Origin of the sequence: Bacillus sp. LBG-1-113 (assembly GCF_020708615.1) — a bacterium.
In the GTDB taxonomy this organism is placed as follows: Bacteria; Bacillota; Bacilli; order Bacillales; family Bacillaceae; genus Bacillus; species Bacillus mojavensis.
Genome location: NZ_JAJFDG010000001.1, coordinates 198,247 through 222,170, shown reverse-complemented (window position 1 = coordinate 222,170; position 23,924 = coordinate 198,247). Strand labels below are relative to the sequence as shown.

The following is a 23,924-nucleotide window of genomic DNA, read 5'->3' as shown; positions in this document are numbered from 1 at the left end:
GGGATCGCCGCCATGTTTTTACAACCGCTGTTAGCGAAAAAAATCATTGCCGAAGTGAAAAAAATGTACAAACGTGAAGTCATTATTGTCAGCACAGACGGCCTCATTATGGCAAGCACAAATGATGAGCGAGTCGGGCTATTTCATGAAGGAGCGCTCATCTGCGCGAAAGAGAAACGCAATGTGATCATTACAAAAGAAGATGAAAAGAGACTCAAAGGGGTAAAGGCGGGGTTGAACCTCCCCGTATTTTCTGAGCGTGATGTCATCGCCGTGTTCGGACTGACGGGAGAGCCTGCTGAGATTCAGCCGTATGGAGAGCTGCTCAGGAAAATGACAGAGCTGTTCATTAAAGAATCGTGGCATTTGGAGCAGACCCAGTGGCGCGAGAGAATGCTGGAATCCTTTATGATCGACTGGCTGCAATTAAAAGAATGGTCTCCGGGTTTTCTCGAAAAGGCGCAGATTCTTGGCGTTGACCTTACCTCCCTCCGCCAGGTGATCCTCATTCAAGGGCACGAATGGTCTCCCGGCGATATTGGTCAAATGGCACGCGCTTGGAAGTCAGTGTTTCCATCCGATCTATTCATCAGATGGGGAAATGAACGTATTCTGATTAATCACGAAGTGCCGAACCATGAACAAAAGGAGCAGCTTTTGCGGCAAATTCAGCTTATTTGTTCATTGGCTGAACGCCTCGGAAACAGCCGAGCAGCTGCCGGCGTTGGGAGGGCTGTCAGCGGCTCCGGCCTGCCGCAGTCATATGAACAGGCTGAAAAAGCGCTGGCCGTCAGCCTTAAACGCAAAACCGCAGTATGTGAGGAAGATCTTAAGCTTGACATGTGCCTGACTGAGATCAGCCCGGGCACACGACACGAATTTCCGCAAAGAGTGCTCCAGGAAGCGCTCCGAAACGAAGAGCTTATGAATACGATACGAACTCTCTTCCATCACGATTTGTCCCTGAAAAAAACGGCTGAAGAGATGCATATACATATCAACACGCTCCGCTATCGCATGTCAAAGGCTGAACAGCTGACGGGTTTAAGCTTTCAGCGTACAGAGGACATCGTCACGATGTACGTCGCGCTTTATTTTTTAGATCAAGATACAAAATAGAGAGAGTTTTAGTTTCATATTTTGTATATTTCCCCATAGAAGGCTTCTCTTTTTTTCTTTTACAATAGATTGAAAGCGTTTTTTGACAGGGGGATGGGTGAACATGATCACCAAAGACGTAAAAGAACAGCTGATCCAAATCGTCGGACCGGAAAACTACGATGACTCGAAAGCCGGCCGTCTCGTGTATTCATATGATGCGACACCGCAATTTCAGTCTATGCCGGATGCTGTGATTGCGCCGAGAGATACACATGAAGTATCACGTATTTTGAACATTTGCAGTGAGCATCGTGTACCGATTGTTCCAAGAGGATCGGGGACAAACCTGTGCGGGGGCACGTGCCCCACTGAAGGCGGGCTTGTTCTTCTCTTTAAGCATATGAATCAGATTCTTGAGATTGATGAAGAAAATTTGACGGCCACAGTCCAGCCTGGCGTGATTACCTTGGATATGATCCGTGCGGTTGAAAGCAAGGGATTGTTCTATCCGCCTGATCCGAGCTCTATGAAAATATCAACCATCGGAGGAAATATCAATGAAAATTCCGGCGGTCTTCGCGGCTTAAAATACGGCGTCACCCGCGACTACGTCATGGGGCTGGAGGTTGTTTTGGCAAACGGAGATATGATCCGCACCGGGGGAAAGCTTGCAAAGGATGTAGCCGGGTATGATCTCACGCGCCTTTTTGTCGGCTCAGAAGGGACACTCGGCATTGTGACAGAAGCGATTCTCAAACTCGTGCCAAAGCCAGAAACAAAGAAGACGCTGCTCGCCCTTTATGAAAATATTGATGCCGCTGCTCAAACGGTGTCAGCCATTATTGCCGAAAAAATCATACCGGCTACGCTTGAGTTTCTCGATCAGCCTACCCTTTTGGTGATTGAGGATTATGCCAAGATCGGCCTGCCGACAAATGCGAAGGCGGTTCTTTTGATCGAACAAGACGGGACAGCTGAAACCGTGGCTCGTGACATGGAAAACATCGAGGCAATTTGCAAAAAAGGCGCTGCCGTCTCCGTTCAAACTGCACAAACAGATGAGGAAGCATTCGCCCTCACTGAAGCCCGGCGTTCAGCGCTTTCTGCACTTGCCCGCTTAAAGCCGACCACCATTTTGGAGGATGCGACTGTACCGCGGTCAGAAATCGCGAATATGGTAAAAGCCATTAATGACATTGCCGCAAAATACGATATTTCGATCTGCACGTTTGGCCATGCCGGGGATGGAAACCTTCATCCGACATGCACGACAGATATAAGAAATAAGGATGAAATGGAGCGAGTCGAACAGGCTTTTGCCGAGATTTTTGAAAAAGCGATTGAGCTTGGCGGCACGATTACCGGAGAGCACGGAGTCGGGGCCATGAAAGCGCCTTACTTGGAAATGAAGCTGAAAAAAGAAGGCATCGCCGCGATGAAAGCAATAAAAGCGGCATTTGACCCCAAAAATATCTTAAATCCGGGCAAAGTGTTTGCGAAAGATGCCAGAAAACGTGTGGTGACGGAAAGATGACAACAGAAAAAGAGATGAAACAGATCCAACATGAGTTTAAAGAGCGTATGGATGAAAGCGAACTTTTGAATTGTATGCGCTGCGGTTTCTGTCTGCCTTCTTGCCCGACCTATATCGAATCCGGTTTTCAGGAATCTCACTCGCCGCGCGGGCGAATCGCCTTAATGAAAGCAGTCGCCGACGGTGTGATTGAACCCGATGAAGATGTCGAGCGTTCACTGTCTCTTTGCCTCGGCTGCCGCGCATGTGAACCGGTATGCCCATCAGGCGTTAAATACGGACAGCTGCTGGAGGAAGCAAGAGATATTATCCACCAAAATAAAAAACACTCGCTCAGCACACGTTTTATGAGAAAAGCGGCTTTTCAGGAGCTCTTTCCGCATCAAAACCGGATGCGTTCGGCTGTGAGCCTCATCGGTTTATACCAGCGGTCAGGGCTGCAGACAGCTGTGCGAAAAACCGGCATGCTCCGCATTCTGCCTGAGCATTTGCGCACGATGGAAGCCGTTCTTCCGGATGTGCCTAAACGTGAAGAAATGAAGCAACGGCCGCGTTTATTGCCGGCGGCCGGCCCAGCTAAAAAAAGGGTTGCCTTTTTTTCAGGCTGTTTAATGGATACGATGTTTTTGCCGACAAACAATGCCACGCTGAAACTGCTGCAGCTGGCAGGCTGTGAAATTGTCATCCCGCCTGAGCAGGCATGCTGCGGCGCACTGCATGGACACAGCGGTGAAAAAAATGCAGGACAGGAGCTTGCGAAACAAAACATAGCCGCGTTTGAAGCGCTAGACGTAGATGCTGTCATTACAAACGCGGGCGGTTGCGGAGCCTTTCTCACTGAATACGGCCATTTGCTGAAGGATGACCCCGAATGGGCGGAGCGGGCTGTTTCATTTGTGCAGAAGCTAAAAGATTTTTCATCCGTTTTGATTGAGCTTGATTTTCACCAAAAAGACTTGCGGCTTGATACACCGAAGCTGATTACCTATCAAGATTCGTGCCACTTGAGAAATGTAATGCATACATCTTTGGAGCCCCGAAAGCTTCTTCAAAGCATCAAGGGAGCTGAATTCAGAGAAATGGATAAAGCGGACAGCTGCTGCGGATCAGCGGGAATTTACAATATTGTCGAAGCAGACATGTCAATGAAAATACTGGATAGTAAAATGGCTGCTGTCAAAGCAACTGAAGCAGCGGTCATTGTAACCGCCAATCCAGGCTGTCTTTTACAGATGAAGCTCGGCATTGAACGAGAGGGATTAAGCGGCAGGGTTCGAGCTGTTCACCTTGCTGATTTGCTATTGGAAGCCGCCGGGCCGCTAACATCATAAGAAAGCCCAAAACAGTGTCTGTTTTGGGCTTTGTGCTTTATTCCATCGGACTGCAAATTTCAATATAATGTCCGTCGGGATCGGCGATATAAGCGACCGTCTGTCCCCATGGCTTCACTTTAGGCTCCCCGATAATGGTTACACCGTGTTCTCTTACTTTTTTGATGACCGCTTCTACATTTTCAGTGACAAACCCGATTTCAAATGTTTGTGAAGAAACGGGTGTTTCCGGTATCTCTAACGGCGTAATTTCCTTGACACTTTCTCGTGTATTGAGCGCCAAAATGGTCGAGCCGGTATCAAACTCTACATATGTGCCGTGTTCTGCGCGGATCGGCAGCCCCAAAATATGCTGATAAAAATGAATCGAGCGCTGGCTGTCCGATACATACAGGATGATATACTTCATTGATAAATTCATATCTTTTCCCCCTTAAGGTTTCCATTTTTCCTTCTATCCCGGTATAGAGGCTTCCATTCTTAAGCTAGGATCTCTCCACATCTGCGCCCATTTTTTCACTGCCGCCACGATAATGATGAAGCCTAACAGCGTCATGATGATAGATAAAACGCCATTCAGGACACTGTACCCCGCAGCGTCTGGATTAAGATACACATAGCGCACCATCCAATAGCCAGCGTAATTCACAGTCACATATAAATAGGCGAGCGGAATGAGGCAGGTTAGGATATAACGGCGTTTGTCGGCGATTTTCAGCACAATGGTTGCACCGATAATCAGACCCACTGAAGCCATCAGCTGATTGGAGACGCCAAACAGCGCCCAAATGGATCCGATATCTCCTGAGTAAAGCAAATAGCCCCACATAAAGCAGGCAAGCGCACTGGCAAATACAGCTCCGGGAATCCAGTCCGTTTTCTTCAGCGGCTTATACACCACTCCGAAGAAGTCCTGAATCAAATAGCGTGCCACACGCGTGCCGGCGTCGATCGCCGTTAAAATAAACACTGCTTCAAACATAATGACAAATTGGAAAAAGTATGAGGCCAGATGACTGAAAAACGGAATTCCGGTAAAAATATAAGTCATTCCCACAGCAAGCGTGACGGCGCCTCCTGTTCTGCCTTCTAAGTCCAAACCGATGTCCCTGCTCAATTCAGGCAAATGCACAACATCCATGCCGAGCGTACGGAAAACCTCAGGCGTGCTGTTGATCGCAAAGTAATCTGCAGGCTGCAATGCAGTCGCCGCAATCAGCGCCATAATGCCGACAAGGCACTCAACAAGCATTGCACCGAAAGCAACCGGCTTCATATCACTCCATTTATTAAGCATTTTCGGCGTGGTGCCGGAACCGACAAAGGCATGAAACCCCGAGATCGCGCCGCAGGCTATCGTAATCGAGATGAACGGCCAGACAGGACCCGCAAGCACCGGCCCGCCTCCTTTTACAAATTCCGTAAAAGCCGGAAAAGGAATGGACGGATTCACAACAAACACACCCGCAATTAAAGCGATAAACACACCGATTTTCATAAAACTGCTTAAATAATCGCGCGGTGCGAGCAACAGCCAGACCGGCAGCGCCGCTGCAAAAAATGCGTAAATCGGCAACGCAATTGCGAGCGTTTTCGTATCAAGGGTTAACAGATCACCAAATGCGGTAGTCTGCACCCAAGGGCCGATAAACACTCCAGCCATTAAAAATATAAAACCAATAGAAGACGCCAGCTTTAAATTCCCTGTTTTCTTATACAACAAGCCGACGCCCATCGCAATCGGTATCGTAATCCCTACAGCAAAAGTCCCCCACGGATTCCGTTCAAGCGCATGCAGCACAACCATCGACAGGCCCGCCATCGTAATGGTAATAATAAACAGCATAGACAGGCCCGTACAAAAACCGGCAACAGGACCAAGCTCATCCTTCGCCACTTCTGACAGTGACTTTCCGTTTTTACGCATTGACGCGAACAGCACAACAATATCATGAACGGCTCCCCCTATCACCGCCCCGATTAACAGCCATAATAATCCCGGCAAATAACCGAACTGCGCCGCGAGAATCGGTCCGACCAGCGGCCCGGCCGCCGCAATGGCCGCAAAATGGTGACCGAATGAAACCCATTTATTCGTAGGCACATAGTCTTTTCCATCCTCAAGCGCATGTGCAGGCGTTGGCTTTTCATCATTCACTTTGAGAACCTTCACCATCATAAATGTTCCGTATAAACGATAGGCGATAGCCAATATACACATTGACGCTATCACAATTGTAACCGCATTCATTTCTCCCCAACCCCTTTGCTGTTTTTCATAAATATATCATAATTTCATGGTGAAAAGCGGTCATTTTTTCCTATTCAAAAAAGCCGGCTGATCATATGCCGGCTTACAAGTCAATTCAGTTCAAAATTACTGGATGTGGTGCGAACTTTTAGTTGGTTAGAGGTTCTGCTATCGCCTTTATATCCGGTTACCGATGGTTTGATTTTTCTTGATACATCACTTGATCTAAATGGACTGACGCATCACCTGGGAAGGTACTGAATCATATTTACTAACAAAAATAAAAGACCGGAGACAGACCTCCGGCTAATGTTGCCCATTAAGATTGTTTTTGCAGACGGATCACATTCCATGAAAGCGGCGTGAAATGTGCAGTTAAGCCGTTCTCGCTGACGGAAGACGTTCCGTTGGAATGCGGGGTGACATTTTTTCTGTTATGCAGGTTTGTCGCTTTGATATCCTGATGCTCGAGTACGATGTGCTCTGCGATTTGATACGATTCAAAGCCTCTGAGGGAAATCTCAGTTTCCATCTGATCTTCAGCTTTGTTTACTGCAAAAATGGTGAGTGTTTCTTCCTCTTCGGAGTACACAACAGCAGCGTCAACATACGGCACATCAGTAAAATCAGCGCAGTCATACTTCGGTGAAGAAATAAGCGGTTTCAGTGACTCTCCTCGGCCGTAGACAGAAGCATGCATGTACGGATAAAAAATCGGCTGTCTCCATGCTTCTCCGCCTTTTTCCGTCATGATCGGCGCGATGACATTCACAAGCTGTGCAAGACACGCGATTTTCACACGGTCTGCGTGCTGCAGCATCGTAATGAGCAATGAGCCCACCAATAAGGCATCTTCAAAATTATAAATGTCCTCTAAAATCGGACGCGCAGTAATCCACGGCTCGACTTTTTTATCAGCTTCATTTGAGTGATACCATACGTTCCATTCGTCCAGAGAGAGATTGATTGTTTTCTTGCTGCGTGTTTTTGCTTTTACATAGTCACAGGTTGCAGCGACAGATTTAATAAAATGATCAAGATCCATAGAACGGGCCAGATAGTTTGGCAGATTGTTATCCCGGTTTCCATAATACGTATGGAGAGAGATATAGTCTACATGCTCATACGTATGCTCCAGCACCTTCGCTTCCCAATCGATAAACGTCGGCATGCCGCTGTTTGAGCTGCCGCAGGCAACGAGTTCAATTGACGGGTCAACCCATTTCATGACCTTGGCAGTCTCCGCCGCTAGCCGTCCGTATTCGTCAGCGGTTTTATGCCCGATCTGCCACGGGCCGTCCATTTCGTTGCCTAAGCACCACGTTTTGATGCCGTACGGCTGTTCATAGCCATGCGATCTTCTCAAATCACTCCAGTAAGAGCCTTTCGGATGGTTGCAGTATTCTACGAGATTGCGGGCAGCATCTATCCCTCGCGTGCCGAGGTTAACAGCCATATTGACTTCTGTGTTCACCTTTTTTGCCCAAGTTAAAAATTCATTCGTTCCCACTTCATTGGTTTCTGTCGTTTGCCATGCCAAGTCAAGGCGTCTCGGGCGGTTCTCAACAGGTCCGACGCCATCCTCCCAATTATACCCTGATAAAAAGTTTCCGCCCGGATAGCGGATGATCGGAACCTGCAATTCCTTGATCAACGCCTGAACATCCTTACGAAACCCGTTTTCATCAGCCTGAGGATGATCAGGTTCATATATACCTTCGTATACAGCACGCCCCATGTGCTCGATGAAAGACCCATAAATCCGTTTGTCGACTTCACCAATTTTATATTCTTTGTCCACAATCACTTTCGCTTTTTTCATTGCACGTTTCCTCCTTCATTATCCTTTGACTCCGCCTACTGTCAGGCCGGAGATAAAGTACTTTTGGAAAAACAAGAAAATGATAATCACCGGCAAAATGGCAAATACTGAGCCGGATATGAGCATGTCGTAGTTGTTTCCGTAAGGGCTAAGCAAGCTGGAAAGCCCGATTGGAAGCGTAAACATTTCTTTCGACCGAAGCACAATCAAAGGCCATAAGAAGTTGTTCCAGCTGTTTAAAGACTGGAGAATGATCATCGCTCCGAATGCCGGTTTCATCAGAGGCGCCATAATCCTGAAAAAGATGCCAAATTCCGTGCATCCGTCCATCCTTGCTGAATCCAGCAGGTCTTTTGGAAGACCGAGTGCATATTGCCGGAAAAAGAAAACAGCTACCGGCGAAACGATAAACGGCAAAATGACACCCGTATACGAATCGATCAAATGCAGCCCGACTGTAAGCTTAAACAACGGGAGCATCATCACCTCCAGCGGGACCATCATAATAATCAGCACAAGAACAAAAATAATATTTCTTCCTTTAAATTCATAAACCGCCAGTCCGTACCCGATCATCGAAGAGAAAAACAAGGTTAGCACTGTCGTTAATAGACCAAGCACAAGGCTGTTAAAAAACCATTTAAAATAAATGCTGCCGCCGTTAAACAAAAATGTATAGTTATCAAGACTCATCACTTTTGGATCAATGTCAACATTCAGCCCCACCCGTAAAAGCTCAGATGATGGCTTTAATGATCCTAAAAGCAGACAGAAAATCGGGAAAATATACAACAGGCTCAGCATGATAAAAAATAGAGTAAGCGCGATTCTGTACACCCGAAACTGAGGACTGTGCCGCAACATTTACCCCTCCCCCTTAAACGAGCCTGACAGTTTTAATGAAATCAGGCTGACAACAAGTATGACAATCAAAAGCACAATGCCAATGGCCGCCCCGTATCCCATTTCATTGTAAGCAAGGCCCTGCTGATACAAATATCCGACAAGCGTCAGGCCGATATTACCCGGGGAATTATTTTGCCAAAGGACGTAGCTTTCCTCAAACATCCTGAACCCGCCAATGATACTGATGGTTAAAACATAGACGGATACAGGCTTCAGAAACGGCAGCGTAATGTGCATAAATTTTTTCATCGTATTTGCTCCGTCAATATCAGCGGCTTCGTACAGCTCTTTCGGCACATTTTGCAGTCCGGCCAAAAAGTAAAGGATGTTGATCCCCATCCATCTCCACGAAGCAAGCAGCACCATCAAAAACATGCCGGTATGTTCATTGTTCATCCAGTTCTGCGGTGAAAAGCCGAGTTTGAGTAAGATGGAATTGGCCAGAGACGTTTCCATTTCTCCGAAGATCAGACGAAAAATAATCCCTGCCACAATGGTGGAAGTCAATGCCGGAATGAATAGTGCTGATTTGAATATATTTCTAAACTTGACCAGCTTTGAATTCAGGAATATGGCCAGAAGCAATGGAACTGGAATCAGCACAATCAGCGTCCAAAATGTATACTCCAGCGTATTAAAAAGGGCGGTATAAAACGTCGGGTTGTTAAGCGCGGTGTAATTGGATAACCCGACAAACGTCACCTCTCCAGGCAATATTCTTTGAAAGCTCATGATGAAGACACTAATGATGGGGTATAGAAAAAAAACAAGAAAGGATAATACAAATGGCGCTGTAAACAGATATGGCGCCGCTTTTTTCGAATAAAAAATACCTCGCCAGCCTGATTCTTTCGCAGCCGAAGGAACGGGATGAGCCGTTCCCGTTTTCACAGGTTTCATGAGAACCTCCCCGCTTTCACTTTTTGAATGGGATTCTATTTCTGTTTCAGTTCACCTGCCGCTCTGTCCAAGGCTTGTTTTGGCGTCTTTTGCTGAGATTTGAGCGCGTCGAATAATACGCTTCTGTTGACAAGGTCTGAAGCCTTGGCAAAATCCTCATGTAAATAAATCGGATTGATTTCATCCTTGATATCGAGCAGCACAGAAAAAATGCCTGTTCCGTTTTGGAAGTAATCCGTGTATTTGTTTTTCTCTTTTAATTCCTTGGAGCTCCAGACATCCCAGCGCAGCGGATCGAACCCGAGCACACTCCAAAGCTTTTTGTTTCCTTCTTCAGAACCCTTCGCAAAGGCGAGAAACTCTTTCGCTAATTCGACATGTTTGGCCTGCTTTGGCACAACGGTGGCTGTGCCGCCCAAACCTGCTGAACGATCGCCTCCTTCTTCCCATGCCGGAAGCGGCCGAATGGCAATCTTCCCTTTCAGATCAGGCATATAATCTATGAATCTTCCCATATACCAAATCGGCATCAGAACAGAAGCCGCTCCGCCTTGGTTCATAAAACCATAATATTCTTCACTGTGATGCCCGCCGCCCGGTGCGGCGATCATTGTTTTATCATTAATCATGTCTTTTAAATACTGAAGCGTTTTTACATTGGTGTCATTATTCAGGATCAGCTTTCCGTTTTTATCAAAATACCCTGAGTTTTGCTGTGAAATCATTGATAAAAACGTTGCTGAATCATTTGTTTCCACCGTTCCCATCGGCTTTCCGGTCGCTTTGCGCACTTTCTGTCCGGCTTTGCGGTAATCATCCCATGTTTTAATATCATCCGGGTTGATGCCGGCCTTTTTCATAATATCCATGTTATAGAACATCACCGTCGTTCCTACATGAGTATCCAGCCCGTATAGCTTGCCGTTTTTGCTGTACAGCGTAAGACGCGCCTCTACGAATTTATCCCTGTCCTTTTCAATAAGCGGGGACAAATCGGCAAGCGGGACATCGGAGCCCTTCAGAAAGTTTGAAAACCGGGCCAATTCGACATCTGCAATGTCAGGCACGCCTTCCCCGGCGATTAAGGAAATCGACAGATTATCGTGCATTTGGCCATACGGATAAACGACCGTATTCAGTTTAATTTGACGGTCAGGATATTTCTTATTCCACTCTTTCACCATTTCCACATAAAACTGCTCATGAAGTCCGTTAAATGTCCAAAAAGTCAGCTCCGTTTCACCCGGTTTACCGGATGACCGTTCCGCTGAACACCCAGCGATGAATAATGTCAAAACCATCATGAGCGCAAGAAAACAGGCAGTCATCTTTTTCATCTACGTTACCCCTTCCATTCGAGGTGCGGGCTATTCATAAAGACCATGATTGACAAGCGTTTTGTTTTCATTGATGAGTCTTAATCCGGTGCAGCGGTCTCTTAAGGTGTGCGCGTGTCTGAAGGCATTCTTGACGGAATCCTGCCCGACACCGATTTCGTCAAAATACGCAGGACCTCCTGCAGATTTCAGCCAGCCGGCCAGCTTTTTTCCTTCCGGCAGCGTTTCATAAGCCGATTGAATGACTTCCCTTTGACGTGGAGAAAATTCATTCAGCCCTTCAGCCTGGATCAGCTTTCTGTACGTGTCAGTCAATAAAACGGCCGCACAGCCCACTTTTGCCCCATGGAGAATCTGAGGCCGTTTTTTCTCCATTAATTCCATCTCAATCCAATGGGAAATATGATGCTCCCCTCCAGATGCAGGACGGGAATGGTCCAAAGCCAGCATGACAAGTCCCGATACAATTAAGGACTCCATCAGAACCCGAATGCCCGTTTCCGTTTTCATTGCAATGTCTTCAGCGTGTTCGATACAGGCATCAAGTGCTTCTTGTACGAGCTTTGCGCCTATTGGTGAATAAGGCTCACCAGCGAGCTGATGAGAAATGTTCCAATCAGCCAAAGACGTCATTTTGCCTAGCATATCCCCAAATCCGGCCGCCACCATAGGTTGCGGCGCCGCTTTTAAGATATCAAGATCAGCGAACAGCGCGGACGGGGCCTTCGTTTGAATGGTTCTTTTCGTACCGTATAAAATAATGGGCGCACCAGCTGATGTAAATCCGTCAACGGATGGGGCGGTTGGATAAGAAATAAACGGCAGCCCCCTCTGGAAGGCGGCAAAACGCACGATATCATGGATAGTCCCCGAACCGACTGCAATCATGATATCTGTTGATTTTTTCGTGTGGACCAGCACATGAATGAGTGATCGTTCATCTGCCGCCACATCTCCTGCTTCATTTTCCGGAATAATCAGGCACTCCGCCTGAAGCCCTTCCTTTATCAAGCGGTCTTCTAACTCGATCCCCGCTATGCGGTGCGTATTCCGATCACAGACAAGGACGATATGCTGATCATTCCTTCTTTTTACATAATCCAACAACCGATCGGCTGCTTGTTTTTCAAGAACAATTTCTTCTACTCCTAGAGGACATGTCATCTCCCCCGCGTGTTCAAAAGCACGCTGAACGTCAGCTGCGATATGATTCATAACAGAATCCCCTCCTCAGCCAGTTTGGTTATATCCTTAATGGACTCCAGTACATAATCCGGCGTATATAAACGCTGTTCTCCCGGTTTCGCAGAACCAGTCAGCACTAAAGCGCTCTTCATGCCATACAGCTTTCCCATTGCGATATCAGATTCAATGCTGTCTCCTATAATCATACATTCATGCGCGGAAAGCCCCAGCGCAGTACAGGCAGCCTCTGCCATCAGCCATGATGGCTTTCCGACGACAAGCTCCGTCTTCGCCTGAGCAGAAGCTTCTATCGCCCCGATCATTCCGGCAACGTCGATGGCATTTCCGTCCTCATTTGGAAAATAGCGATCTTTGTTCGTGGCAATTATACGAGCGCCTGCGGTGGCCGCTTTAAAGGCTTGATTCAAGTCTTCGTAGGTGAGTGTTTCATGAAGTGAGATGACAAGCCAATCTGCCTCCTTCGGTTCATCCGCTGTCTGGACACCCGCCAGCCTCAGTTCGTCTATCAAGCCTTGTTCTCCAAGCACCCATACCTTTGAAAAACGATAGTTTCTTTTTAAAAAGGCTGCTGTCACACTTGATGACAAGACAATTTCGCTTATATCTGCATCTATACCGGCACCAAGCAGTTGTTTTCTGCACATGGCACGGGAGATATTTCCCCGGTTGCTCAAAAAGACAATTTTCTTTCCCATATTTCGAAGTGTACTGATGGCTTCTCTTGCTCCATCGATCAGTTCGTTTCCTCTGAATACGGTACCGTCCAAGTCAATCAGAAAACCGGCCGGTGACAATGCGGGATTATGACTGGCCATAATACGCATTTGCTCCGTGTTTTCGATAGAAGTGCTTTTCGTGGAGAACAGTATTGATCGGGCTGAGATTCTTGTTCAGCATCATAGAGTGATATGCCATTTCCGCAACCGTTTCTAACACCACCGCGTTGTGAATGGCGTTTAAGGCGTCTGTGCCCCAGCAGAACGGGCCGTGGTTATTAACGAGAACGCCCGGCACCTGCTCGTATTTATGATGCTGAAAGGTCTCCGCGATCACTTTGCCTGTATTCAGTTCGTAGTCATGGATAATTTCTTCATCGTACATTTCTCTTGTACACGGAATCGCACTGTCGAAATAATCGGCATGTGTCGTGCCTAAAGGGGGTATGTCCCTTCCGGCTTGCGCCCAGCTTGTCGCCCATTGAGAATGGGTATGAACAATCCCGCCGATATTCGGAAACGCGTGATACAAATAAACATGAGTGGGTGTATCAGAAGAAGGTTTGAGCGAGCCTTCTACGACCTCACCTTCCAAATTCAAAACAACCAAGTCATCAGCTGTCAGCTCGCTGTATTCGACTCCGCTCGGTTTAATGACGATTAACTCTTTTTCACGGTCAATACCGCTTACATTTCCCCACGTAAAGGTCACCAGCTGATGCTCTTGAAGCTTCAGGTTGGCAGCCAGCACCTCTTTTTTTAACGTTTCAAGCATGCTCATCACCCTTTATGAATTCTTTTGTGCGGCAGATGAAAATTGAAGATTTTTTATCGTTTTCAGACGCTTCATGACATGATTCTCTTTTCCGAAATATTGAACCAGCTCTTTATATTCAGCGTATAGCTTTTCATATACGGCGGCATGTTCAGCATTTGGCGTATAGGATATATCTTTCAGTTTCCCCATGTGCGCCGCTGCCTCTGTGACATCATCATAGCCGCCGTTTTCTTTACCGGCCGCAAGCGCGCCGAAAATGGCAGAGCCTAAGGCTGGGGCTTGCGGTGAACCTGAGATTTTAATATCCATGTTTGTGACATCCGCATAAATCTGCATGACAAACGGGTTTTTCTCAGCAATACCGCCAGCTGCGTACAGCTCTTCAATTGGCACACCGCTTTCTCTAAATGTTTCAATAATCATCCTTGTGCCGTATGCTGTTCCTTCAACTAACGCTCGGTAAAGCTCTTCAGGTTTTGTCAGCAGCGTCATGCCAAGCAGCATCCCTGTTAGATCAACATCAACTAGAGTTGAACGGTTTCCATTCCACCAATCCAGGGCAAGCAGGCCGCTTTCACCCGGCGCTTGCAGATTTGCTTTCTCGCTCAGCAGCTCGTGAATACTGATGTTTTTTTTCTCAGCTTCGTCTTTATATGCTTGCGGGACACACGTTTTTATAAACCAGTCAAAATGATCGCCCACACAGGACTGTCCGGCTTCATACCCCGCAAATCCCGGCAGAATGCCGTTGTCCACGACCCCGCACATGCCGGGCACAATGTTTACCTCGTCTCCTAAGAGAACGTGGCATGTTGAGGTTCCCATAATCATCAGCATTTTTCCTGGTTCTGTGATACCGACAGCAGGAACAGACACATGAGCGTCAACATTCGCAACAGCAACCGCTGTTCCCGGAAGAAGACCAGTCAGCTGTGCCATTTTTTCCGTCAGCCCGCCTGCTTTTTCCCCTACTGAGTGAATCGATCCCGCTAACTTGTCTTTTGTAATCGTTTTCATTGCAGGGTGAAGTTTTTCAAAGAAATCCTCTGAAGGATATCCCGCTTCTTCACTCCAAATCGCTTTATAACCGGCTGTGCAGTTGCTTCGCTTCAGCGAGCCGCACAGCTGATACACGATCCAGTCAGCTGCTTCGATCATCCGATCAGCTGCTTCATAAATGTGCGGCGCTTCTTCGGCAATCTGCATCACCTTCGGAATCATCCATTCTGATGAAATCTTTCCTCCGTAGCGCTGTAAAAAAGCTTCTCCTTCTTCTTCGGCGATTTGGTTGAGCCGATCAGCATGCTTTTGGGCGGCATGATGCTTCCAAAGCTTCACATAGCTGTGCGGCTCCTCTTCAAATTCCGGCAGCATACATAATGGCTGCCCTTCACTGTCGACAGGCAAGATCGTACATGCCGTAAAATCAATTCCGACCCCGATGATCTCTTGTGGATCAACACCAGTCTGTTCAAGTAATGACGGAATCGTTGTTTCCAAGACTTCCAGGTAATCTGCCGGATGCTGAAGCGCCCAGTCCCGCGGCAGCTTTTGACCCGTTTTGGGAAGTACGGTATCAATGACAGCGTGTGGATATTCTTTGACAGCAGCGGCCAGCTCTTCTCCAGTTTTGACGTGAACGAGAACCGCTCTTCCTGATAATGTTCCGAAATCAACACCTATTGTGTAAGCCAAGTGACATCCCCCTCTCTACTTTTGAAGCCTGTAAAGCGCCTCATTCCATTTCAATTCATGTTTCAGCTTGTGAATCGATGTATCACGAGAAATCAAGATACTTTCGACCCCCGCCATTTCCGCCCAATCCATCAATTGCTCCGCTGTCAATTCGTAAGACAAGCAGGTATGGTGTGCGCCGCCGGCTAAAATCCATGCCTCCGCCGCTGTTTTTAATGAAGGCTCAGGCTTCCAGAGAACGCGGGCGACAGGCAGATTCGGCATATCTTTCTCAATTTCCTGTCCGTTTACCTCATTGAGCACGAGACGGAAACGCCCTCCGATATCAACCAGACTCGCTTGAATGGCTGATCCGCTGATGCCATTGAATACAAACCGCGCCGGGTCATCCTTGCCTCCGATAGACAGCGGATGAACTTCAATTTTCGGCTGATCCAAAGCAACTGTCGGGCACACCTCCAGCATGTGTGAGCCAAGAATCATTTCATTTCCAGGTTCAAAATGGTACGTATAGTCCTCCATGAAGGACGTTCTTTTACCTTCAGCCATGATTTTCATCATCCGGACGAGTGCAGCCGTCTTCCAATCACCTTCTCCGGCGAATCCGTAGCCTTTTTCCATAAGCCTCTGAACAGCCAGCCCAGGCAGCTGTTTCATTCCGTGCAGCACTTCAAATGAAGTCGTAAAAGCCGTGTATCCGCCTTGTTCAAGAAAAGCGGTTAGGCCAAGTTCAATTTTCGCCTGTTCTTTAATGGACGCTACCTTTGCTTCGTCTCGTTTCGTTTCCTCGCTGATGACATAAAGCTTGTCATACTCTGCATAGAGTGTTTCGACCTCATCGTCCGTAATTCCATTCATCACTTCGACAAGATCCCCGATGCCATAGCCGTCAACCTGCCAGCCGAATTGAATATGCGCTCCCACCTTGTCGCCGTCCGTTACTGCAACGTGACGCATGTTATCTCCGAATCTGGCAACCTTGATATGTCTGCTTTCATTTAGCGCAGCCGCCGTATTCATCCACTGAGAAATTTCTTTCTTCACCTCTTCATCATCCCAATAGCCTGCGACAACTTTACGGCTCAGTCCCATACGAGAATTGATGTACCCGTACTCGCGATCGCCATGTGCGGATTGGTTGCTGTTCATAAAATCCATGTCAATCGTATTCCACGGAATATCCCGATTGTATTGAGTGTGCAGATGCATAAGCGGTTTTTGGTAAGAGGAAAGGCCTTCTATCCACATTTTTGCGGGAGAAAATGTGTGCATCCATGTAATGATTCCGGCGCATGTTTCACTGTACTCCGCTTCTCTTAACAGCTGTCTGATGGTTTCCGAGGAAGTGACAACAAATTTATGCTTAATTTTATATCTGGAAGAAATGCCGCTAAGCCCCTCACAAATGCTTTTTGCATGCTGGTCGACCAGCTGCAGCGTTTCTTCTCCATATAGATGCTGACTTCCTGTTACAAACCAGAATTCATAATCTCTTGTCTGAAGCATGTTAACTGCCCCTTTCTTATAAAATAAAACGCTTCCAATTCTAAATTGATATAGATACGTACTAATAAACAAAAACTAGTGGATTATCATTAATTTGTACGAACAACTTCATTATAGTAATTCAGTAGGATACTGTCAATCTTTTCTTTTAAAAAAAGCCAGGTGTTCACCCGGCTTATCAGTTTAATAGGATGGCCAGCCCGAACTCCAATTCAAATCATTGATTAGTAGCTTGGGAACTCCGTTATCTTTCGCGTCATAGGCATGGCGCACAAGTATGTTTCCATTTACAATATCCTGACCTCCAGGCCCTTTCCATTGATCATTGCCGGAATCTAAGATGGTGCCCCCTCCTTCGAGCATACTTTTTCCGCTTTTATCAAGATAAGGCCCTGTTATGCTTTTAGATCTCCCATAAGCAATTTTGTACGTACTATTTACCCCGTCACAGCATTTATCAAATGAAACCATTAAATAGTAGTAACCATTTTGATACGTGAGGGTAGGAGCCTCCAGCGCTCCGTTATTACTCGGTCTCGAAGCAATGGAATAAAGCGATCCGGTAGGCTTCATCGTGTTTTTATCCAGCTTGGTCAGCTTGATTCCGCTCCAAAATGAGCCGAACGCAAGCCACGGGTTGCCATCCTTATCAAAGGTGAGCTCCGGGTCGATGGCGTTATAATTATTGGAGCTCGTCGACCGGATCACCAGGCCTTCGTCTTTCCAGCTTCCCGAGCTGATGCTTGTTGAAGAAGCAAGGCCTATGGCAGAGATATTTTTTCCGAAAGAAGAAACTGAATAATACAGCCAGTACTTTCCGTTATAATATTGAATGTCCGGCGCCCACTGGTTTTGGCCGTAATTCGGCACATAAGCGGACCACCATGATAAAGGTGTGCTGAAAATCGATTTTTGCACGGTCCAGTTTTTAGCATCCGAAGATTTGAGAACCCGCAGCCCTCTTTCTTCCGTAAGACCTGTTCCAAACGCGTACCACGAGCTTCCCTCTTTGATCATCGTTGGATCATGAAGCAGTTCATTAGACGCTCCCCAGAATGCAGCGGATGCCGGAGAAGCGGAAGTCAATAACAAACCCGCTGTTAGAGCAGCACTCGAAAAGTGAAAGAACCGTTTCCATGCTTTTTTCTTTTTCAATTTTGTCAAACCTCCTTTATTTTAGAAAGCGCTTACAAAGCCTGAAATTGAATCCTCCTTTCCTTACAAATGGGCGGCATATCGTACGTGATCAGATCCAGGAAATTTTCGGTATCTTCTTTCATTTTAGTCACTCCGTCATAATTTGTACAGACAAAAAAATAGAATCCGCCTCACAAGGCGGATTCTTCCGTATCTTTATTGGTACGTAATATCGTCAACCGTTTGCCGGTCTAACTTCTTAATGACTTCGGTGATTAATTTTACCGCGTTTTCATAATCGTCACGATGTAGCATGGCAGCGTGCGTATGAATGTATCGTGTTGCAATGGTAATGGACAGCGCAGGAACACCGTTTGCCGTCAAATGAATGGACCCGGAATCAGTTCCTCCGCCGGCGATCGCATCAAATTGATATGGAATGCCTGCTTCTTCTGCTGTATTGACAACTAAGTCACGAAGTCCTTTGTGGGAGACCATAGATGCATCGTACAGAATAATCTGTGGTCCTTCTCCCATTTTGCTTTGCGCTTCCTTCTCAGAAATCCCTGGCGTATCTCCGGCTATCCCTACATCAACACCGAAAGCAATATCAGGCTGTATCGTGTGCGCAGAGGTCTTCGCTCCTCTTAGGCCAACTTCTTCCTGTACAGTTCCAACGCCATACACAACATTTGGATGATCTGTGTTTTTTAAATTTCTCAAAACATCAATGGCGATCGCACAGCCGATACGGTTGTCCCATGCCTTTGCTAAAAGAAATTTTTCATTGTTCATAACCGTAAATTCAAAATGCGGAACGATCATATCGCCTGGGAGTACGCCCCATTCCAATGCTTCCTCACGGCTTGAAGCCCCGATATCAACGAACATCTCTTTGATGTCTACCGGTTTTTTTCTCGCTTCAGCAGATAAAATGTGCGGAGGCTTAGATCCGATAACACCTGTGACCTCTCCCTTTTTCGTCACGATGGTGACACGCTGAGCCAGCATGACTTGAGACCACCAGCCGCCGACAGTTTGAAAACGGATAAAGCCTTTATCGGTGATTTGTGTCACCATAAAACCGACTTCATCCAAATGCCCGGCAATCATAATTTTCGGACCGTTTTCCACGCCTGTTTTTTTCGCAATTAAACTGCCAAGCCGGTCAGTTGTCACTTCATCAGCAAATGGTTCTATGTATGATTTCATCACTTGCCTTACTTCTCTTTCATTTCCCGGAATACCTTTTGCATCAGTTAATTCCTTCAGCATGGTTAATGTTTCATCCAATTTAGCCACGATTCCAAAAACCTCCCTCATATGTCCTGCATTATTATTATACAAAACCTTACGGTAACCATACGACTATTTCACTTAAAAAGCGGGTATATCTTTTTTAACAAACTTCTTTTAGAAAAAGTGAAACCTTTTTCTATGCACTTCGTATTACATCAGATCATCACAATGAGGGAGGTGCCTTCACACAATGTTTATCATGGTTCTCCGGATACTATTGCTTGCTTTATTTGCTTATTGTATTTATGCCTTGGTCAAATATGTCGCCAATCCAAAGAGAAGACTGAAGCTGGCCCAATCAAAAGAACTTTTTTATATTATCGATGAACAGAACAATACCCGAAAGAACTTTCAATTGACGTATAAAGGCGTGCTTTTTGAAGGAGAAAAGCATATTCCTTCCAAGGATCATCCGCTGTTCATCCACACCATCTTCGTATGGACAGAGTCTCCTGAAAAGCTGAAAAACTTTTCTGCAAAAGATTTTGAGAACATTGAAGAAAAAGTACTGGAACGATATCCGGATTGCAAAATTGACTGGGATCAGCCCATAAAACTTGCAAAAAAAGCAGAAGAGCGCTAAACGCTTTTCTGCTTTTTTATAAATCAAACGGACTGTAATAGATACCGATCAACACCGCTTCAATTACCAAAAGAAACGGCACACCGTATTGAAATGATGTGTGCTTCGTTTTATGTCTGAAGGTCTGCATGCCGAGCCAGACACCAAGCGCTCCAAACACAATGGCAATCAGCCACAGCCGATCTTCAGAAATTCTCCATTTGTGGTGCTGCGCTCTTCGTTTATCTGCGCCCATCACCCAAAAACCGCACAGATTGATCAGAACTAGATATACAGCAATTATCATGTTGCCTCATCCTTTATATAAAAAAGCCGCTCTTAGAGAGCGGCTCTATATCATTATTTGTTTAATTGAGCTTTAGCAGCATCAGCAAGCTGATTGAATGCAGTAAGATCGTTTACAGCAAGATCAGCAAGCATTTTACGGTTTACTTCGATACCAGAAAGCTTAAGACCGTGCATTAAACGGCTGTAAGAAAGACCGTTCATGCGAGCAGCTGCGTTGATACGAGTGATCCAAAGCTTACGGAAATCACGTTTTTTCTGACGACGGTCACGGAAAGCATAGTTTCCAGATTTCATGACCTGCTGGTTAGCTACTTTGTATAATGTATGTTTTGAACCGAAATAACCTTTTGCTAATTTAAGAACCTTTTTACGACGCTTACGTGTAACAGTTCCGCCTTTTACTCTTGGCATTAAATTTCCCTCCTAATTGTTCCTTGTCCGATTACTTGATGTTAGCAAGCATTTGTTTGATACGTTTGAAGTCTCCTGCGCTTACAACAGCACTCTTGCGAAGCTTACGCTTTTGCTTTTGAGATTTGTTGGCGAATAAGTGACTTGTGTATGCATGAGAACGTTTTAACTTCCCAGAACCTGTCTTTTTAAAACGTTTAGCAGATCCGCGGTGAGTTTTCATTTTTGGCATGGGATTTCCTCCTTATTGCTTTTCGTTTTTCGGCGCGAGCATGAGGAACATGCTGCGGCCGTCCATTTTTGGTTTTGTTTCGACTGTCGCAACCTCAGCACATGCTTCAGAAAAACGGTCTAATACACGCTGGCCGATTTCTTTATGTGTAATTGCGCGTCCTTTAAAGCGGATAGAAGCTTTCACTTTATCGCCTTTTTCAAGGAATTTAATCGCATTGCGCAACTTCGTGTTAAAGTCGTGCTCATCGATTGTAGGACTTAATCTAACTTCTTTTAAGTTAATGATTTTTTGATTTTTGCGTGCTTCTTTGTCCTTTTTCTGCTGCTCGAATCTGAACTTTCCGTAGTCCATGATACGGCAGACAGGCGGTTTTGCATTTGCTGCAACTAACACAAGGTCAAGATTTGCGCGGCCGGCTATTTCAAGTGCTTCCTGACGGGACTTGATTCCAAGCTGGTCGCCATTTTGTCCGATTAAGCGGACCTCACGTGCACGGATACCCTCATTAACCAATTGATCTTTGCTAATAATGAGCCACCTCCATAGTTTCTTCGAATTGATTCACACTCTTTTGACTGCATTCTGCAGGCAAACAAAAAGTGCGGGCATTATAAAACACCCACACTACGAACATCTGTATCAATAAAAATGTACGGTCAACCTGCCAACTACATGAATGTGTCAATCAGGTGAGAAGCGGGTGCTTCTGCTTGTGATTTATATTCAATTCAATAACTATTCTACACAATGCCGGATGTTTAGTCAAGGATGACTTACCCGGAACAACTTCCTCATTGTAACACGGGTTATTTATGAGTGCAAGAGAGAAAAAGAAAATCTTTTATTCTTATCCAGCATGCATGTGTTCTGAACCCTCCAGACAATCATGAAGGATTTTGTTAAACAGCATTGGCTGAGCCATACGAAGATCCAATATACTCCCCCCATCCTTCTCCTTATTGCACAGTTTATCAAAAACCACATATAGGAAAAAATGCTAAACAAAGTGAACCTCATACTAAAAAAGCCGATATAAGAACCAGAAGGGAGTCCGACACATGAACAAACCGATTCAGCTTACTCTATTTTTGACATTGATAGTAACCGGCTGCTCCAATAGCAACAGCATATCTTCAGAGCCAAAAGAAGAGACTGTTATCACAGCCGCAGCGTTTCATGAAAACAAGCTGGAGAAAGAGCTGAAAAACCTAAAACCCGTTTCATTGAAAATGGTGAATCCGCTCGCAACTGAATTAGGAAAGCTGAAGGCGAAGCAAGAAGCCGAGAAACAAAGACAAATCACTGCAGCGAAAAAACGAGAAAAAGAGCAGCGAGCGAAACGAAAAAAACAACAGGAGGAAGAAGCGGAAAGGCAACGATTGGCACAGGCAGCAGCAGAAAGACAAGCTGAGCTTGAAAGGCAGCGTCAGGCAGCAATCCAAAAACAGCAGGAAGCAAATGCCGAAAAAGAACGGCAAGCGCAGGAACAGCGTCAGCAGAATGAGGCATCCTCATCTAACAGCCAAAATGCGCCATCTTCCCCGAGCCAGACAGATGATGCCATTCAACAGCCGGCTTCTGAGCTCCCTGATGACGACGGCTATGGTTATGAAGAACGAAAAAAGTGGCATGACGATCAAGTGGAATGGGGCATTAAACAAGGATATATCGATCCGGAAGACGCACCATAAAATAGAAAAAGCCAAGGCTGTCAGCCTTGGCTTAACCTCCAATCAGCTGTATAAACACAGGAATGACCAGAACCGTTACGACCCCGACAACGACAACAGCAATACTTGCCATCGCGGCTTCGACTTCACCCATCTCGATCCCGACGGCTACACCGAGTGCGTGTCCGGACGTTCCGAGAGCCAACCCTTTTGAAATGGGATTCTTCACTTTAAATACCTTTAAAAACAAAGCGCCGAGCGCATACACAATGACGGCGTTAAAGATGACCGCAAAAGCTGTGATATCGCTGATGCCGCCAATATCTTTTGATAAAGGAAGCGCAATCGCCGTTGTTGCCGCCTGCGGAAGCATACTTTTCATAACAGCCTCATCAAGGTGAATCCCTTTTGCAAGCAAATAGACAATCGTGACAGAGCAGATAGAGCCTGCGATAATGGAGGACATAATTTGCCACCAGTATTTTTTCAGTTTATCTCTTTGTTTGTACAATGGAATGGCAAAGGCAATCGTCGCAGGTTCCAGGAAAAACTTAATGATTTCTCCCCCGTTATTATAGTCAGCGTAAGAGAAACCGCCGATTTTCAAGAATGCAATTCCAAGCACCATCGCAACAAACACTGGAGTGAAAAGGAAGAACCCTTTTGTTTTTTTAAATAAAAAGGTGCCGATGCCGAAAGCGGCCAGTGATACGACAATTCCGAAATAAGGACTCATTGTGCTTTCCATTTCATGAACCTCCTGTTTCTTTTAATGATGAACAAGTTCGTTTTTCTTCTGCGGCGGCTGCACTGTTTTTGCTTTTATGTCATCGGCAGTCTTGCGTTTTCCGCTCAATGTAAGAATAAGCTGAGAAAACAATCCTGTTGCCCCCAATAAAATAATCGTTGCGAGAAGAATGACAAGGACGATTTGCAGGCCGTATTGCTGCATCACACCAAGAGAATTCATAACAGATATACCTGATGGAACAAATAAAAATCCGATCAATGAGGTTAAAGACGTTCCGAGCGTTTCTACTTGTTCCAGTTTAATTACTTTCAAACATAATAGGAGAAATAATAAGACCAATCCTACAACTGACGCCGGTATAGGAATTGGGACAAAAGCGGCAATCATATTGGAAACCATCATAATGACGGCAAAAATAAATGCTTGTGTTAAAAATCCGTACACTTTTTTAGCACTCATTTTCTTCA

Annotated in this window: 24 protein-coding genes and 1 other annotated feature; of the genes, 5 read left to right on the top strand and 19 right to left on the bottom strand. The window is 45.9% G+C overall.

Annotated features, from left to right (window positions below):
• Positions 1–12: 12 nt before the first annotated feature.
• The 3 genes from LJF29_RS01130 to LJF29_RS01120 all read left to right on the top strand — a co-directional run bounded on the left by LJF29_RS01130 (position 13) and on the right by LJF29_RS01120 (position 3,966).
• The gene (locus LJF29_RS01130; RefSeq protein WP_229146545.1) at positions 13–1,119 is read left to right on the top strand and encodes a CdaR family transcriptional regulator; all 1,107 of its coding nucleotides are present in this window, start codon (positions 13–15) and stop codon (positions 1,117–1,119) included.
• 103 nt (positions 1,120–1,222) lie between these two features.
• The gene (glcD, locus tag LJF29_RS01125) at positions 1,223–2,635 is read left to right on the top strand and encodes a glycolate oxidase subunit GlcD (RefSeq protein WP_168748485.1); all 1,413 of its coding nucleotides are present in this window, start codon (positions 1,223–1,225) and stop codon (positions 2,633–2,635) included.
• Positions 2,632–3,966: a (Fe-S)-binding protein gene (locus tag LJF29_RS01120; RefSeq protein ID WP_229146543.1), complete on the top strand. Its 1,335-nt coding sequence runs from the start codon at positions 2,632–2,634 to the stop codon at positions 3,964–3,966. The genes glcD and LJF29_RS01120 overlap by 4 nt, the downstream gene beginning before the upstream one ends.
• Before the next feature lie 37 nt (positions 3,967–4,003).
• On the opposite strand, the gene LJF29_RS01115 is transcribed toward LJF29_RS01120, so the two are convergent.
• The 13 genes from LJF29_RS01115 to LJF29_RS01055 all read right to left on the bottom strand — a co-directional run bounded on the left by LJF29_RS01115 (position 4,004) and on the right by LJF29_RS01055 (position 19,522).
• Complete coding sequence (locus tag LJF29_RS01115) at positions 4,004–4,387, bottom strand: VOC family protein (RefSeq protein ID WP_229146542.1); 384 nt, start codon at positions 4,385–4,387, stop codon at positions 4,004–4,006.
• A 33-nt stretch (positions 4,388–4,420) separates the two neighbouring features.
• Positions 4,421–6,217, bottom strand: a complete 1,797-nt coding sequence (gene cstA, locus LJF29_RS01110; protein ID WP_229146541.1) for a carbon starvation protein A — start codon at positions 6,215–6,217, stop codon at positions 4,421–4,423.
• Between the two features lie 319 nt (positions 6,218–6,536).
• Positions 6,537–8,039 (bottom strand): alpha-N-arabinofuranosidase, encoded by a 1,503-nt coding sequence (abfA, locus tag LJF29_RS01105; protein ID WP_229146537.1) that lies wholly within the window; start codon positions 8,037–8,039, stop codon positions 6,537–6,539.
• Between the two features lie 18 nt (positions 8,040–8,057).
• Positions 8,058–8,903 (bottom strand): arabinose ABC transporter permease AraQ, encoded by an 846-nt coding sequence (araQ, locus tag LJF29_RS01100; protein WP_026014752.1) that lies wholly within the window; start codon positions 8,901–8,903, stop codon positions 8,058–8,060.
• Positions 8,904–9,845 carry a carbohydrate ABC transporter permease gene (locus LJF29_RS01095; RefSeq protein ID WP_010335239.1) on the bottom strand — a complete coding sequence of 314 codons (942 nt, stop codon included), beginning with the start codon at positions 9,843–9,845 and terminating at the stop codon, positions 8,904–8,906.
• 35 nt (positions 9,846–9,880) lie between these two features.
• Positions 9,881–11,182, bottom strand: a complete 1,302-nt coding sequence (locus LJF29_RS01090) for an ABC transporter substrate-binding protein (RefSeq protein WP_168748489.1) — start codon at positions 11,180–11,182, stop codon at positions 9,881–9,883.
• Positions 11,183–11,212: 30 nt separating this feature from the next.
• On the bottom strand, positions 11,213–12,397 hold the full coding sequence (gene egsA / locus LJF29_RS01085; protein WP_229146536.1) for a sn-glycerol-1-phosphate dehydrogenase: 1,185 nt from the start codon (positions 12,395–12,397) through the stop codon (positions 11,213–11,215).
• Positions 12,394–13,212, bottom strand: a complete 819-nt coding sequence (locus LJF29_RS01080) for an HAD-IIA family hydrolase (protein WP_229146535.1) — start codon at positions 13,210–13,212, stop codon at positions 12,394–12,396. The genes egsA and LJF29_RS01080 overlap by 4 nt, the downstream gene beginning before the upstream one ends.
• Positions 13,190–13,879 carry an L-ribulose-5-phosphate 4-epimerase gene (gene araD / locus LJF29_RS01075; protein WP_010335243.1) on the bottom strand — a complete coding sequence of 230 codons (690 nt, stop codon included), beginning with the start codon at positions 13,877–13,879 and terminating at the stop codon, positions 13,190–13,192. The genes LJF29_RS01080 and araD overlap by 23 nt, the downstream gene beginning before the upstream one ends.
• A 12-nt stretch (positions 13,880–13,891) precedes the next feature.
• Positions 13,892–15,577: a ribulokinase gene (gene araB, locus LJF29_RS01070; protein WP_229146533.1), complete on the bottom strand. Its 1,686-nt coding sequence runs from the start codon at positions 15,575–15,577 to the stop codon at positions 13,892–13,894.
• Between the two features lie 15 nt (positions 15,578–15,592).
• Positions 15,593–17,083 (bottom strand): L-arabinose isomerase, encoded by a 1,491-nt coding sequence (gene araA, locus LJF29_RS01065; RefSeq protein ID WP_229146531.1) that lies wholly within the window; start codon positions 17,081–17,083, stop codon positions 15,593–15,595.
• Between the two features lie 183 nt (positions 17,084–17,266).
• Positions 17,267–18,238 (bottom strand): arabinan endo-1,5-alpha-L-arabinosidase AbnA, encoded by a 972-nt coding sequence (abnA, locus tag LJF29_RS01060; protein ID WP_229146530.1) that lies wholly within the window; start codon positions 18,236–18,238, stop codon positions 17,267–17,269.
• Between the two features lie 198 nt (positions 18,239–18,436).
• Positions 18,437–19,522 carry a M42 family metallopeptidase gene (locus LJF29_RS01055; RefSeq protein ID WP_229146528.1) on the bottom strand — a complete coding sequence of 362 codons (1,086 nt, stop codon included), beginning with the start codon at positions 19,520–19,522 and terminating at the stop codon, positions 18,437–18,439.
• Positions 19,523–19,709: 187 nt separating this feature from the next.
• Between LJF29_RS01055 and ysdB the strand changes: the two genes are divergently transcribed.
• Positions 19,710–20,102, top strand: coding sequence for a sigma W pathway protein YsdB (gene ysdB / locus LJF29_RS01050; RefSeq protein WP_010335249.1), 393 nt, complete (start codon positions 19,710–19,712; stop codon positions 20,100–20,102).
• Between the two features lie 16 nt (positions 20,103–20,118).
• Here the strand turns inward: ysdB and LJF29_RS01045 are convergent, their stop codons facing one another.
• From LJF29_RS01045 to infC, 4 genes are read right to left on the bottom strand one after another with little or no spacing between them, the layout of a single operon-like run.
• Positions 20,119–20,388, bottom strand: coding sequence for a DUF1294 domain-containing protein (locus LJF29_RS01045; protein ID WP_010335250.1), 270 nt, complete (start codon positions 20,386–20,388; stop codon positions 20,119–20,121).
• 53 nt (positions 20,389–20,441) lie between these two features.
• A complete protein-coding gene (gene rplT, locus LJF29_RS01040; protein ID WP_003222420.1) occupies positions 20,442–20,801 on the bottom strand; it encodes a 50S ribosomal protein L20 in 360 nt (119 codons plus the stop codon).
• A 31-nt stretch (positions 20,802–20,832) separates the two neighbouring features.
• A complete protein-coding gene (gene rpmI / locus LJF29_RS01035) occupies positions 20,833–21,033 on the bottom strand; it encodes a 50S ribosomal protein L35 (RefSeq protein ID WP_003222418.1) in 201 nt (66 codons plus the stop codon).
• 12 nt (positions 21,034–21,045) lie between these two features.
• A complete protein-coding gene (gene infC, locus LJF29_RS01030) occupies positions 21,046–21,567 on the bottom strand; it encodes a translation initiation factor IF-3 (RefSeq protein WP_071543361.1) in 522 nt (173 codons plus the stop codon).
• A 56-nt stretch (positions 21,568–21,623) separates the two neighbouring features.
• Positions 21,624–21,754, bottom strand: a sequence feature (ribosomal protein L20 leader region).
• 340 nt (positions 21,755–22,094) lie between these two features.
• Here infC and LJF29_RS01025 point away from each other — a divergent pair.
• Positions 22,095–22,727, top strand: coding sequence for a hypothetical protein (locus tag LJF29_RS01025; protein WP_229146527.1), 633 nt, complete (start codon positions 22,095–22,097; stop codon positions 22,725–22,727).
• A gap of 31 nt (positions 22,728–22,758) precedes the next feature.
• Here the strand turns inward: LJF29_RS01025 and lrgB are convergent, their stop codons facing one another.
• Complete coding sequence (gene lrgB, locus LJF29_RS01020) at positions 22,759–23,454, bottom strand: antiholin-like protein LrgB (protein WP_229146525.1); 696 nt, start codon at positions 23,452–23,454, stop codon at positions 22,759–22,761.
• A 21-nt stretch (positions 23,455–23,475) separates the two neighbouring features.
• Positions 23,476–23,916, bottom strand: a complete 441-nt coding sequence (gene lrgA, locus LJF29_RS01015) for an antiholin-like murein hydrolase modulator LrgA (RefSeq protein WP_010335253.1) — start codon at positions 23,914–23,916, stop codon at positions 23,476–23,478.
• Positions 23,917–23,924 lie beyond the last annotated feature (8 nt).

Bases quoted from the DNA above. Each gene is read 5' to 3' on its own strand.
- LJF29_RS01130 (WP_229146545.1), top strand. From the start codon at position 13: ATGTTTTTACAACCGCTGTTAGCGAAAAAAATCATTGCCGAAGTGAAA.
- glcD (WP_168748485.1), top strand. From the start codon at position 1,223: ATGATCACCAAAGACGTAAAAGAACAGCTGATCCAAATCGTCGGACCG.
- LJF29_RS01120 (WP_229146543.1), top strand. From the start codon at position 2,632: ATGACAACAGAAAAAGAGATGAAACAGATCCAACATGAGTTTAAAGAG.
- LJF29_RS01115 (WP_229146542.1), bottom strand. From the start codon at position 4,387: ATGAATTTATCAATGAAGTATATCATCCTGTATGTATCGGACAGCCAG.
- cstA (WP_229146541.1), bottom strand. From the start codon at position 6,217: ATGAATGCGGTTACAATTGTGATAGCGTCAATGTGTATATTGGCTATC.
- abfA (WP_229146537.1), bottom strand. From the start codon at position 8,039: ATGAAAAAAGCGAAAGTGATTGTGGACAAAGAATATAAAATTGGTGAA.
- araQ (WP_026014752.1), bottom strand. From the start codon at position 8,903: ATGTTGCGGCACAGTCCTCAGTTTCGGGTGTACAGAATCGCGCTTACT.
- LJF29_RS01095 (WP_010335239.1), bottom strand. From the start codon at position 9,845: ATGAAACCTGTGAAAACGGGAACGGCTCATCCCGTTCCTTCGGCTGCG.
- LJF29_RS01090 (WP_168748489.1), bottom strand. From the start codon at position 11,182: ATGAAAAAGATGACTGCCTGTTTTCTTGCGCTCATGATGGTTTTGACA.
- egsA (WP_229146536.1), bottom strand. From the start codon at position 12,397: ATGAATCATATCGCAGCTGACGTTCAGCGTGCTTTTGAACACGCGGGG.
- LJF29_RS01080 (WP_229146535.1), bottom strand. From the start codon at position 13,212: ATGCGTATTATGGCCAGTCATAATCCCGCATTGTCACCGGCCGGTTTT.
- araD (WP_010335243.1), bottom strand. From the start codon at position 13,879: ATGCTTGAAACGTTAAAAAAAGAGGTGCTGGCTGCCAACCTGAAGCTT.
- araA (WP_229146531.1), bottom strand. From the start codon at position 17,083: ATGCTTCAGACAAGAGATTATGAATTCTGGTTTGTAACAGGAAGTCAG.
- ysdB (WP_010335249.1), top strand. From the start codon at position 19,710: ATGTTTATCATGGTTCTCCGGATACTATTGCTTGCTTTATTTGCTTAT.
- LJF29_RS01045 (WP_010335250.1), bottom strand. From the start codon at position 20,388: ATGATAATTGCTGTATATCTAGTTCTGATCAATCTGTGCGGTTTTTGG.
- rplT (WP_003222420.1), bottom strand. From the start codon at position 20,801: ATGCCAAGAGTAAAAGGCGGAACTGTTACACGTAAGCGTCGTAAAAAG.
- rpmI (WP_003222418.1), bottom strand. From the start codon at position 21,033: ATGCCAAAAATGAAAACTCACCGCGGATCTGCTAAACGTTTTAAAAAG.
- LJF29_RS01025 (WP_229146527.1), top strand. From the start codon at position 22,095: ATGAACAAACCGATTCAGCTTACTCTATTTTTGACATTGATAGTAACC.
- lrgB (WP_229146525.1), bottom strand. From the start codon at position 23,454: ATGGAAAGCACAATGAGTCCTTATTTCGGAATTGTCGTATCACTGGCC.
- lrgA (WP_010335253.1), bottom strand. From the start codon at position 23,916: ATGAGTGCTAAAAAAGTGTACGGATTTTTAACACAAGCATTTATTTTT.